Annotated in this window: 13 protein-coding genes; 9 read left to right on the top strand and 4 right to left on the bottom strand. The window is 73.2% G+C overall.

Features of this window, described 5'->3' with window-relative positions; genetic code table 11:
- The 5 genes from MCM47_RS38395 to MCM47_RS38375 form a co-directional block, all read left to right on the top strand.
- Window positions 1–449 (top strand): STAS domain-containing protein (locus tag MCM47_RS38395; protein WP_238951599.1); only part of this gene is annotated, 449 nt, incomplete at its 5' end.
- Window positions 446–850, top strand: coding sequence for a DUF2267 domain-containing protein (locus tag MCM47_RS38390; protein ID WP_238951598.1), 405 nt, complete (start codon window positions 446–448; stop codon window positions 848–850). The genes MCM47_RS38395 and MCM47_RS38390, both read left to right, overlap by 4 nt.
- 60 nt (window positions 851–910) lie before the next feature.
- Window positions 911–1,312 carry a DUF2267 domain-containing protein gene (locus tag MCM47_RS38385; RefSeq protein ID WP_238951597.1) on the top strand — a complete coding sequence of 134 codons (402 nt, stop codon included), beginning with the start codon at window positions 911–913 and terminating at the stop codon, window positions 1,310–1,312.
- A 225-nt stretch (window positions 1,313–1,537) separates the two neighbouring features.
- Window positions 1,538–4,042, top strand: a complete 2,505-nt coding sequence (locus MCM47_RS38380; RefSeq protein WP_238951596.1) for a molybdopterin oxidoreductase family protein — start codon at window positions 1,538–1,540, stop codon at window positions 4,040–4,042.
- Window positions 4,039–4,530: a hypothetical protein gene (locus MCM47_RS38375; protein ID WP_238951595.1), complete on the top strand. Its 492-nt coding sequence runs from the start codon at window positions 4,039–4,041 to the stop codon at window positions 4,528–4,530. The genes MCM47_RS38380 and MCM47_RS38375 overlap by 4 nt, the downstream gene beginning before the upstream one ends.
- A gap of 84 nt (window positions 4,531–4,614) precedes the next feature.
- Here the strand turns inward: MCM47_RS38375 and MCM47_RS38370 are convergent, their stop codons facing one another.
- Window positions 4,615–5,001 carry a hypothetical protein gene (locus tag MCM47_RS38370; RefSeq protein WP_238951594.1) on the bottom strand — a complete coding sequence of 129 codons (387 nt, stop codon included), beginning with the start codon at window positions 4,999–5,001 and terminating at the stop codon, window positions 4,615–4,617.
- Between the two features lie 182 nt (window positions 5,002–5,183).
- On the opposite strand from MCM47_RS38370, the gene MCM47_RS38365 reads away from it, so the two are divergent.
- From MCM47_RS38365 to MCM47_RS38355, 3 genes are all read left to right on the top strand, one after another.
- A complete protein-coding gene (locus tag MCM47_RS38365; protein ID WP_238951593.1) occupies window positions 5,184–5,825 on the top strand; it encodes a hypothetical protein in 642 nt (213 codons plus the stop codon).
- 169 nt (window positions 5,826–5,994) lie between these two features.
- Entirely contained in the window at window positions 5,995–6,369 is a 375-nt protein-coding gene (locus tag MCM47_RS38360; RefSeq protein WP_238951592.1) for a hypothetical protein, read from the top strand.
- A gap of 123 nt (window positions 6,370–6,492) precedes the next feature.
- The gene (locus MCM47_RS38355) at window positions 6,493–7,176 is read left to right on the top strand and encodes a GNAT family N-acetyltransferase (RefSeq protein ID WP_238951591.1); all 684 of its coding nucleotides are present in this window, start codon (window positions 6,493–6,495) and stop codon (window positions 7,174–7,176) included.
- Window positions 7,177–7,336: 160 nt separating this feature from the next.
- On the opposite strand, the gene MCM47_RS38350 is transcribed toward MCM47_RS38355, so the two are convergent.
- From MCM47_RS38350 to MCM47_RS38340, 3 genes are all read right to left on the bottom strand, one after another.
- On the bottom strand, window positions 7,337–8,560 hold the full coding sequence (locus MCM47_RS38350; protein ID WP_238951590.1) for an MAB_1171c family putative transporter: 1,224 nt from the start codon (window positions 8,558–8,560) through the stop codon (window positions 7,337–7,339).
- Window positions 8,560–9,099 carry a hypothetical protein gene (locus tag MCM47_RS38345; protein WP_238951589.1) on the bottom strand — a complete coding sequence of 180 codons (540 nt, stop codon included), beginning with the start codon at window positions 9,097–9,099 and terminating at the stop codon, window positions 8,560–8,562. Before MCM47_RS38345 ends, MCM47_RS38350 begins: the two co-directional genes overlap by 1 nt.
- A gap of 112 nt (window positions 9,100–9,211) precedes the next feature.
- Window positions 9,212–9,754 carry a hypothetical protein gene (locus tag MCM47_RS38340; protein WP_238951588.1) on the bottom strand — a complete coding sequence of 181 codons (543 nt, stop codon included), beginning with the start codon at window positions 9,752–9,754 and terminating at the stop codon, window positions 9,212–9,214.
- A 242-nt stretch (window positions 9,755–9,996) separates the two neighbouring features.
- Here MCM47_RS38340 and MCM47_RS38335 point away from each other — a divergent pair.
- Window positions 9,997–10,793 (top strand): VCBS repeat-containing protein (locus tag MCM47_RS38335; protein ID WP_238951587.1); only part of this gene is annotated, 797 nt, incomplete at its 3' end.

Here is a 10,793-nt window from a genome sequence, read left to right as displayed (position 1 = left end):
CCCGCCGCGGCCCGGGCCCAGGATCGAGCACCACCATGAACAGCCGGCCCCACGCCCCCTTCGTCGTGCGGGCGCACGGCGAGATCGACCTCGACACCGCCCCGGACCTGCACGACCAGCTGACCCGCGCGCTGACGGAGCACCGCGAGGTGGTGCTCGACCTGACGGAGGTGACCTTCATGGACTGCTCGGGTCTGAACGCGATCGTCAACGCCCGCAACCGGGCCGATCGGCAGGGCGCACACCTCGTCCTGCGCGGCATCGGCCGACCGGTGGCCAGGCTCCTCGCACTGACCGGCCTGACCCGACGACTGGCCCCGGCCCTCTGCACCGCCGACCGTCCGGCACGCCCCGACCCGTCGCTGACGACCCCGTCGCTGACGACCCCGCCGCTGACGACCCCGACCCGGACGGCCCCGTCCCTGACCGGAGGGAGGCACCCGCGGTGACGCTCCGCTGGGAGACGTTCCTGGACCGCGTCCAAGAACGCGGTGAGTACGACACGCCCCAGGAGGCCGAACGCTGCGCCCGGGTCGTACTGGCGCTGCTCGGCGCCCATCTGGTCGGGGGCGTGCGCGCCGACCTCGCGGCCCGCCTGCCCGAGACCCTCGCCCTGGTCCTGCTCAACCCCCTGGAGGCCGCGGAACCGCTCAGCCCGGACCGGTTCGTGCGGGCCACCGCGGCCTGGATCGAGGGCGCCACCGAGGCCACGGCCCTGTGGGACATCGGTGCCGTCCTGTCCACCGTCGCCGAGGCCGCCGGCGACGACCTGATGCAACAGGTCCTCCTCCAGCTCCCGCCCGGTTACGACATCCTGTTCGGCCGCCCTGCCGCGGGCCGACGCCCCTGACCCCCCGCCCAGGCCGCCGCGCGCACGCCCGCGCGGCGGCCCGTTCCGGAAGGCCACCGCATGACCCGGCACCGCCGCCTGATCCAGCAGGTCCGCACCCTCGGCCGCTACCCGAGCGACGACGAGGCCGAACGCGCGCTCGATGCCGTCCTCGCCCTGCTCGGTTCCCAGGTCACCGGCGAGGAGCGCTGCGACCTCGCCGCCGTGCTCCCCGAGCGGTCCCGTGCCGTCTTCGCCTCACAGCTTCCCCTGCCCGCGCCGGTCTCCGCCCCGGCCTTCGTCGAAGCCCTCGCCCACGCCCTGAACACCAGCCCCGAAGCCGCCCGTTGGGACACCTCCTCCGTGCTGGCCGCCCTCACCGATCTCGCCGGCGACCACCTCACGGACCGCATCCTCGCCCAGCTGCCCCGCAGCTGGGCCCTGCTCTTCGGCCGCGCCGACCTCACCCCCGTCCCCGCCTGAACCCTTCAGCTCCGGGGCCGCCCGGGCCGGCCCTGCCGGCCCCGGAGCAGGAGAGCAGGGTGCCCCGACGGCCCTCCGCCGAACGGGCGGGATCCTCCCGCGCCGGGCCGCGCCGCAGCCGGAACAGCCGCCTGCGGGCGTGCGACCGCAGTTAGGTGGCGAACCAGAGGGGTAGACGCGCACCGGCCGGTTGCGGCGCAGAACGCACGACGGACAGGTGGAGCGATGGAGAGGTCGGTCGACCGGATCGCGGATCCCTGGGGCACACGCGTCCCATACGGGCCCGGCACGCCGTGGCCGGCGCGCACCGACACCCACCTGGCCGAGGGCACGGCCCCGGACGAGGTGGAGCGGTGGGTGCCGAGTGCGTCGTTGCTGCACTCCAACGGCGACGCGATGGACATCGCGGTTCGCGACGGCGTGATCGTCGGTGTGCGGGGGCGGGCCGGCGACCGGGTGAACCGGGGCCGGCTGGGGCCGAAGGACCTGTTCGGCTGGCAGGCCAACGCCTCGCCCGACCGGCTGGTGCGGCCGCTGGTGCGCGAGGGCGGCCGGCTGGTGGAGTGCGACTGGGACACGGCGATGGGCCGGGTGGTGTCCCGCTCGAAGGAACTGCTGGCCGAGCGCGGGCCCGGGTCGATCGGGTTCTACACCACGGGGCAGCTGTTCCTGGAGGAGTACTACACGCTCACCGTGATCGCCCGGGCCGGGATCGGCACCAACCACCTGGACGGCAACACCCGGCTGTGCACCGCGACCGCCGCCCAGGCGCTGAAGGAGACGTTCGGCTGCGACGGACAGCCGGGCTCGTACGCCGACGTCGACCACGCCGACGTCATCGCGCTGTTCGGCCACAACGTGGCCGAGACCCAGCCGGTGCTGTGGATGCGGATCCTGGACCGGCTGGCCGGCCCCCACGCACCGCGGCTGCTGTGCGTGGACCCGCGCCCCACCCCGGTGGCCCGGCACGCGGCCCTGCACCTCGCCCCCCGGCCCGGGACGAACGTGGCGCTGCTGAACGCCCTGCTGCACCAGATCATCCGCGCCGGCCGCACCGACCAGGACTACATCGAAGCGCACACCGTCGGCTTCGAGGAACTGAAGGCCAGGCTCGCCCAGTGCACGCCCGCGTGGGCGGCGCGGATCTGCGACGTGCCGGCCGCGCGGATCGGTGAGGCGGCCGAACTCCTCGGCGGCGCCGAGCGGCTGCTGTCCACGGTGCTGCAGGGCGTCTACCAGTCCCACCAGGCCACGGCCGCCGCCGTCCAGGTCAACAACCTGCATCTGATCCGCGGCATGCTGGGCCGCCCCGGCTGCGGGGTGCTGCAGATGAACGGGCAACCGACCGCGCAGAACACCCGCGAGTGCGGCGCCAACGGCGACCTGCCGGGCTTTCGGAACTGGGAGAACGACGAGCACGTCGCCGACCTCGCACGGGTGTGGAACGTCACCCCGGACACGATCCCGCACTACGCGCCGCCCACCCCGGCGATGCAGATCTTCCGCTACGCCGAACAGGGCTCGATCCGGATGCTGTGGATCTCCGGCACCAACCCGGCCGTGTCCCTGCCCGAGCTGCACCGGATCCGCGAGATCCTCGGCCAGGAGCGGCTGTTCACCGTCGTGCAGGACCTGTTCCCGACCGAGACCGCGCAGCTGGCCGACGTCGTACTGCCCGCGGCGACGTGGGGGGAGAAGACCGGGACGTTCACCAACGCCGACCGCACCGTGCACCTGTCCGAGAAGGCCGTCGATCCGCCCGGCCAAGCCCGCGCCGACCTGGACATCCTCCTCGACTACGCCCACCGCATGGACCTGCGGGACAAGGACGGGAACCCGCTGATCGGCTGGCACGACCCCGAGTCCGCGTTCGAGGCGTGGAAGGAGTGCAGCGCGGGCCGGCCCTGCGACTACACCGGCCTCGGCTACGCCAGGCTGCGAGGCGCCCACGGCATCCAGTGGCCCTGCACCGCCCAGGCACCGGACGGCACCGAGCGGCTCTACACGGACGGCATCAGCTGGGCCGCCCCCGACGTCTGCGAGTCCTACGGCAAGGACCTGGCCACCGGGGCGTCCGTCTCCGAAACCGAGTACCGGGCCCTGAACCCGGACGGCAGGGCGGTTCTGAAGGCCGCCGAGTACCTGCCGCCGCGCGAAGACACCAGCGAGGAGTACCCGCTGCAGCTGACCACCGGCCGGACCCTCTACCACTTCCACACCCGCACCAAGACCGGCCGGTCCCCCCAGCTCAACGCCGCAGCCCCCGAGGTGTGGGCCGAACTGTCCGCCGCCGAGGCCGCGCGCCACGACGTCGGCGAGGGGGACCTGGTCGAGGTCACCAGCCCCCGCGGGACGGTGCGGGCGCGGCTGCGGATCACCGCCATCCGCGACGGCATGGTCTTCCTGCCCTTCCACTACGGCTACTGGGACACCCCGGCCGGCCATCGCCCGCCCGACGGCCGCGGGCGGGCCGCGAACGAGACCACCATCACCGACTGGGACCCGGTCTCCAAGCAGCCGCTCTTCAAGACCGCCGCCGCCCGCCTGACCCTCGTCGAACGCGGGCAGGGCCGGCCGGCCCCCGCGCCGACCACCACCGCCTCCGCGCCCGTCGAGCCCCACCACGTGCTGGCGACCACCGGCGGACCCACCGCGCACGCCACCGAGCACCCCACCGAGCACCCCACCGAGCACACCGACCCACCCGCCCGGGAAGGACGGCGTTCATGAGCGGCATCACCCTGACCCTGCGGGCCCTGCACCACGGCGAACGCGACCTGGAGCAGCACCTGCTGACCGTCGCCGAGCGCCACCGCACCGACCACGAGGTCCACCACGTCGCCACCGACGTCGCCCGCTGGTCCCGCGAGCACGCCGAACGACTGGCCGACACCGCCCGCCACTACGACCTCGATCTCCCCGGCCCCGCCGACGACCCGTCCCCCGGCATCCTCGCCACCCTGCGCGAGAAGACCGCCGAGGCCATCGGCCGCCGCCCCGAACCCGGCCTGCTGCTCCTGCACGACCTGCGCGACCTGCACCTGGCAGCCTGTGAGAACTCCCTGCACTGGGAGATGCTCGCCCAAGCCGCCCGGGCCGGCAGCGACAGCCGCCTCCTCGATCTGGCCACTGCCTGCCACCCGCAGACCCTGCGCCAGATGCGCTGGACCAACACCATGATCAAGACGCTCTCCCCCCAGGTGCTGACCAGCCTGTAGCCCCAGGGGTGCCGCTGGGCGGCGTCCCTCGCTCTCGGGTCGGCCCGGCAACGACCACCCGCTGCCGGTCGTCGACCAGTCGGCCTACCTCCGGGTGGGGACGGCCCCCGACGTCGCACTGTCGTGGGCCCGCCGGCGGGCCCGCCGCCGGACGACCAGGCGCCGGGCCAGCGGGTACGCCGGCAGCGCGACTGCGCCGCCCAGCGCGGCGAACAGGAGCGGGGCGTTCCACCAGGGCACCAGCTCGACGGAGCGGCCGTCCGGCCAGCGGCAGACGTGCGAGGGCGGGAACAGCGACTCCTCGATCCGGATGTCCCTGTGTTCGGGTGCCCGGTACTCCACCGGGTCCCACCCGTGGAGCTCGGTGACGCAGGCCCGGGCCGGCCGCGTCTCGACACCGGACATCATGCCGAGCAGCCAGACCACGCCCGCCGCCAGCAGACAGAGCACCACGCCCACCGACCTCGCCATAGCCGTCCCCCCGCTTGACCGTCCGTCCGTGCCCGACCCGTAGACGATCATGAACCTGGGCTCGGTTCCGCTGCCGTCCACCGGTTCCCGGCACGCTCACGGCGTGCCGGAACCGGGAACCGGTACCCGCGCGTCCGGTCTTCCCGGGGTGTCGTCGTCCGCTGCTGGAGGGGTTCCGGATCGTGATGTGGGCCGTGGCCGGGGTGTCGTTCGCGTTGCTGCCGTTCGTCCACTGGCTGCTGCGCGCCCGGTCGACGCCGCTGCGAGTCCCCGTTGCCGCCGTGCTGCTGCTCTGGCTGGCACTGGTGCTCGCGGTGGCACTCGACCTGATGCAGCTGCGGAGCGAGGCCGAGCTGTACCTGCTGTACACGCCGCTCGCCGAACTGGTCGTCCTGGCCGGCCTGTGGCTGGAGCGACGGATCGCCGGCCCGCGTCCGGAGCGCCCGGGCGGCTGGTCCCGGGCGGTGGGCATCGCCTTCCACGGCCAACTGGCCCTCGTCCTCGCCGCGACCCCGTTGCTGGCGCTCGTGATCTTCCACGAGGCGGACGTCCCGTCCGCGAAGGCCGTGCCGCAGCCACCACCCGGCTACACCGTCACCGGCACCGGCCAGGACTGCGGCAACGGCCACGGCGCCACCTGCTGGCGCACGCTCTACCTCGCGGGCCCGCCCGGCGTGCCGACGGCGCAGGCCGCCGACCGGCTCCGACCCCGGCAGCGGTGCGAGACGAACGGCTGGCTGATCGACCGCCGCGAACTCTGCACCGAGGTGAGCACCGACGGCGTCACCATCGTCTACCGCGTCCACCTCGGCGGCTTGCTCTAGGCCCCAACGGCCGGACCTCGCAACGGCTCCCGAGCGCGCGGGCGATCGGCCATGATGGGATCTTCCGACGCGAGGGGGCGGGACCGTGCACGACGGAAGCGGGGGAGCGGTACGAAAGAGGCGTAGCCCCTGGGCGCTCGCCTATCTCGCAATCGGGCTCGTCTGTCTGATGATCGCCGCCTCCGTGGCGGCGGATTCCACCAGAGCCGACGATCTCATCCCCCTTGTCCTGACGGGCGTTCCGGGCGCGGTCCTGACGGTCCGGGCCCCGATGTCCGGGGTGTCGTTCGGAGCCGCCGGGGTGAAGTACAGCGGGCTGCTGACCTCGCGCTCCTACCCGTGGTCCGAGGTCGCCGGGGTGAAGTCCGCCGTCGTCTCGGGCACGCTGTTCTCCTCCGACGTTCCGGAACTGGCGCTGGCGTCCGGCAAGGGCGATCAGCTGTCGATGCTGGCGGGCTACGGGTGGGGGAGGAGGCGCAACGGGCGGGTGGCACGGCTGGTGGACGAACTGGCGACCGCCCGCACGTCCGCGCTCGCCTCCTGACGGCAGACTCCCCGGCGGGCGGAGGCCGGCCGGTGGCCGCGCGGGGCGGCGCCGCCCCGCGGCGGACCACGGGGATGGCCCGTTCGCTCGCCCACCCGGTTGCGGCCGTGTTCTCATCGCCGTATGACGAAGATCGAATCAGAGCCGATGCGACGTTGGCTGAACGGCTGGACCGTGGCTCGCTCCCTGCCCGAGGCCGAGCCGGTCGGGCTCGCCGGGGACGGCCTGCGATCCGAATGCGACCAACCCGGCCGTGAGGTCGAGGTGTTCGCGCTGCGGGCGGATGAGGAGCCGGCATCCTTGGCACGGCTGGCGACAGCCGTCGCCGCCGCGAGGCAGACCACCTGGCTCACGGTACCCACGCTGCGCCCGGACGCCGTCGAAGCCGTCGTCCGCGCCGCCGGACTGGAGTTGCTCCACCGGTCCGAGTGGCTCATGACGACCGATCTGACCGGTCACCCGCAGCACGCGCCCGCCGCGCCGTACGCGTGCGAGGTCCGTACGGAGGGACCCGTCACGGTCGTCTCCCTCCACGACCCCTCCGGGGAGGTGGCGGCGCGCGGTGTCATCGCCGTGGTCGGCGCCGATGCGATCGCCGACCGCATCGAGACGGAGCCGGCGCACCGCCGGCGCGGCCTGGGCCGCGCGATGATGAGCGCTCTGGCGCAGGCCGCCGTGGCCCAGGGCGCCCGTACCGGTCTTCTCATCGCCAGTGAGGAAGGGCAGCGCCTCTACTCCTCCCTCGGCTGGCACCACGAAGCCGACGTCCTGATCGCCCGGGGCCCGGTGACTCCCTCCCACCGGTAGGCACCCCGTCACGCCGCGGATCCGCCATGACGCACGGCGTACTCCTGCGGATCCGCTGCGAGGGCGCTCGCCTACCACCGGCGGTGTTCGACGCCGGTCTGCAGGCCATGATCATTGGCTTCGAACACCGCCGACGCGCGGCAGGGGCGCACGAGAGACGTCAGGCCCGGACGGGTGAAGGCGTCAGGTGCCGGGGCGGTGGCAGACGGCGGTAGGCGGAGGCCACCTTGAGCAGCCAGGCGATCTCCTCACGCGGCGTCAAGCAGCCCGGATGGTCGGGCTCCAGGGGCATGCCACCGGCCGGTGGCTGCCCGTGGGCCTGGTGGTGCAGTGCGGCGCGCAGCCACTGCGCCTCGGCGGCCGCCGCGGCCCCCTCGTCGGGCGTGGCGCACCCGGTCGGGCCGGCCGGGTGCGGGGGTGTGGCCGGCGGGGTCGGCGCGGGCACGGTGTCCCTCAGGGCGAGGGCTGCGTCCCGGATCTCGAAGGCCCGGTGGGCGAGGTCCAACGACCGGTCGCCGTAGGCGAACAGCTCGCGCACACGTCCGCGCGAGGTGCCGAACACCACGTGCGGCACCGCGCGGACCAGGTCGGACCAGAGCGGGTGGAGGCGCCACATCGCGCTCTGGTCGTAGACGTAGCGGAGCGCGATCCGCAGCGCCGGCATGGAGATGCCGAGGACCAGCAGCAGGGCCCCGACGGCGGGCAGGAGTTCGGCGACGGCGTCGTCGACCGGGACGGGGCGGCCGGTCACCGGGTCGGGCGGCGCGTTCCCGTGCCGGGTGAGGACCACCACCCGGTAGACGGTGTGGCCGAATCCGACGGCGCAGCCCGCGGCCAGCAGCCGCACGCCGGCGCGCAGCAGGCCGCGCGGCACGGAGAGCCGGTTCGTCCAGAACAGGTGGGCGGCGAGCGCCGTGGCCGTGCCGAGGAAGAGGTAGTGGACGGCGAGGTACAGCCGGACGGCCGGGTCGCCGCAGTAGGCGTCGATGTGGTCGGCGTTGATCGCGTCGTGGTTGAAGAAGCCGACGAACAGCACCGTCAGAGCCAGCCCGGCCGCGAAGGCGAGTCGGTGCCGCAGCCGGGCCGAGCCGAGGAGCTGACCGGGGCGGCCGTGGACGGCGTGGACGTAGTCGAGCAGGAAGACGGCGGTGGCGAGGCCGAGGAGGTTCCTGGCGAGGACGGAGATCTCCGGGACTCCCGTGGCCGCCCCCATGAAGCGCGCGATCGCCGGCAGCCGGGTGCTGAGAGCGAGGGCCATGGTCGCCAGGGTGGCCCACAGCGCGCGCGAGGCGGGCGTGGAGGGGGAACGGAACACGGACGGGGCCCGCCAGAGGGTGGCGGCCCAGAGCAGCGCGGCGCTCAGGAGGGAGAAGAGCGGGCGCATCAGTTTCGCCGCCGCCGGCGGAGCGGTTGTATCGGGTGGAGGAGGCTGTCGGTCAGCCGACTCGACGCGGCGGTGCACGCCCGGTCCCGGCTGGGGCGGTCGGTGCTCGCGAGGTCGGCCAGCAGGAGGGCGATCATCTCGGCCTCCTGCTCCTCGACGGTGGTGTAGCTGGTGCGGCCCACCCCCATGGCCTGGGCGATGAACTCGGGGGTCAGGTCCGGCATCAGTCCGGTGAGGTGCTGGAGTTCGAGGACGCCGGTGTGCCCGCAGACGACGTGGCCGAGCTCGTGGAGCTTGATCAGGTCCTGGTGGGCGGGGGTGGTGCGCTGCTCGTAGAGGATGACGTCGATGCTGGGCAGGGCGATCCAGAGCCCGCACGGGGCGTCGCGTCCCAGCGACGGCAGGGGCTCCATGACGATCGGCCGGCCGCGGCGCCGCTCCAGCGAGGCACGGAAGTCCTCGACGGTGAAGGGGGCGGGCAGGTCGAGGTCGGCCAGGATGCCCTCGCAGCGCTTACGGAGCCCTCGGGGGAGTGCCATGGTGATGAAACGTTCCTTCGCGAGGCGGCAGGCGGCAGGCAACGGGCGGCAAGGCAGACGCAGGCGGCGGGTGGCAGGCGGCAGGCCTGTCACCCGGTGGCCGTCCCGGCGTTCACCGCTCGCCCTGCGCCCCGGGGCCGCCCTGGTCGGCCGCCCCCTCCTCCAGGCTCTTGAGGCGGTCCGCCAGGGCGAGCAGCATGTGGAGGCTGCCGTCGGACAGGCCCGAGGCGCGCTGGACGAGGTTGACGACGTCGTTGTTGCCGAGTGCCTGCCGGAGCTCGCCGAGCTGTTCCAGTCGCTCCAGCTGCTCGTCGACGGCGGCCGTCCGCGCGTCGTCGAGGAAGTACGCGGCGCCCTGCCGGATGCCGAAGCCGCGGCCGAGCCAGTCCAGGGTCTCGACGGTCGGGTTCGGCGTCTGGCCCTTCTGCGTCACGCCGTGGTGCAGGTTGCGGATCGTGTCCTTGGAGATGACGTCGTGCCCGGCGATCCGGTTGATCCGCTCGGCCAGTTCACGGTAGGTCGGGGCCCGGCCGCCGGCTCTGGCCGCCTCGCGGGTGATCAGCGCGTCGATCTTGTCGGCGATGAGAGCGGCACGGCCCGGGCTGCGGTCCGCGGCACCGTCCGCGCCAGGGCTCTCCGGCTCGCCTGCATGCACGTCTCTCGCCTCCGATCGGGTGCCGCCACACTATCGCGATCGCCACAAGCGATGATTTAACTAGCCACTTCCCCCTATGACGTGCTTGGTCATCGGACGCCGCGTCAAACGGCCTTTTTCGAACGCACCTTGGCTCAGAGCGCGTACCGGAAGGTGATTGTGTGGGCGTGGATGATCTCGTAGGGTGGCTGCGCTGGCGATTTAAATCGCCAGCCCGATCCGGCAACAGTCAGGGGGAACCCATGTCCGCTCAGCGTGCTGCTCTGCGTACGACGTCCGTGCTCGTCTCGATAGCCCTCTCCGTCCTGGCCCTCGGCACCGTCCCGGCCGCCCACGCTGCCCGGCCTGAGTCAGCGGCCGATGCCGTTACCTCACCCGAGGACCACGACAAGGGCGGGGCGGGCCAGCCGACCTTCGCCAAGCAGCCCACGGAGAGCGGAGCGCCGGCGCTGACCGCGAGCCCCGCCGTCACTCGCTCCGAGGCGCTCGCCCGGGCCGAATCCTGGGTCCCGCTGGGCCTGAAGTACAGCTGGACCACCTACCACGACGGCTACCGCCAGGACTGCTCCGGCTACGTCTCGATGGCGTGGAAGCTCTCCACGGCCGGTGGCGGCCTGACTACCGACCGATTCCTGCCCTCAGGCGTGGCGTCCAGGATCAGCAAGAGCGACCTCAAGGCGGGCGATGCACTCCTCAACCCCGCCACCGGCGCACAGGGCCACGTCGCCCTCTTCGACCACTGGACCGACGCCAGCCAGACCTCCTACGTCGCCTACGAGTTCACCGGATCCGGCGTTCACCACCGGACGATCCCCTACCCCTACTTCTCCGGCCACGGCGAGTTCTTCCCGGTGCGCAACAACAGCATCGTGGACGACGTGGTGCCGCCCAAGCCCCCGAAGCTCCGCCTGGACTTCGACGGTGACGGCAGGGCGGACGTCGCCGGGAAGCTGTCGGACGGGAACCTGCTCCTGTGGAAGGGGCTCGGCAACGGCACCCTCGACACCCAGAGCGGCTACGGCATGTGGCCGGACAACGG

This window comes from Kitasatospora sp. A2-31 (assembly GCF_022288725.1).
In the GTDB taxonomy this organism is placed as follows: domain Bacteria; phylum Actinomycetota; class Actinomycetes; order Streptomycetales; family Streptomycetaceae; genus Kitasatospora.
This window is presented reverse-complemented; position numbering and strand designations above follow the sequence as displayed.

Bases quoted from the DNA above. Each gene is read 5' to 3' on its own strand.
- MCM47_RS38385 (WP_238951597.1), top strand. From the start codon at position 911: ATGACCCGGCACCGCCGCCTGATCCAGCAGGTCCGCACCCTCGGCCGC.
- MCM47_RS38380 (WP_238951596.1), top strand. From the start codon at position 1,538: ATGGAGAGGTCGGTCGACCGGATCGCGGATCCCTGGGGCACACGCGTC.
- MCM47_RS38345 (WP_238951589.1), bottom strand. From the start codon at position 9,099: ATGGCACTCCCCCGAGGGCTCCGTAAGCGCTGCGAGGGCATCCTGGCC.
- MCM47_RS38360 (WP_238951592.1), top strand. From the start codon at position 5,995: ATGATCGCCGCCTCCGTGGCGGCGGATTCCACCAGAGCCGACGATCTC.
- MCM47_RS38370 (WP_238951594.1), bottom strand. From the start codon at position 5,001: ATGGCGAGGTCGGTGGGCGTGGTGCTCTGTCTGCTGGCGGCGGGCGTG.
- MCM47_RS38355 (WP_238951591.1), top strand. From the start codon at position 6,493: ATGACGAAGATCGAATCAGAGCCGATGCGACGTTGGCTGAACGGCTGG.
- MCM47_RS38350 (WP_238951590.1), bottom strand. From the start codon at position 8,560: ATGCGCCCGCTCTTCTCCCTCCTGAGCGCCGCGCTGCTCTGGGCCGCC.
- MCM47_RS38375 (WP_238951595.1), top strand. From the start codon at position 4,039: ATGAGCGGCATCACCCTGACCCTGCGGGCCCTGCACCACGGCGAACGC.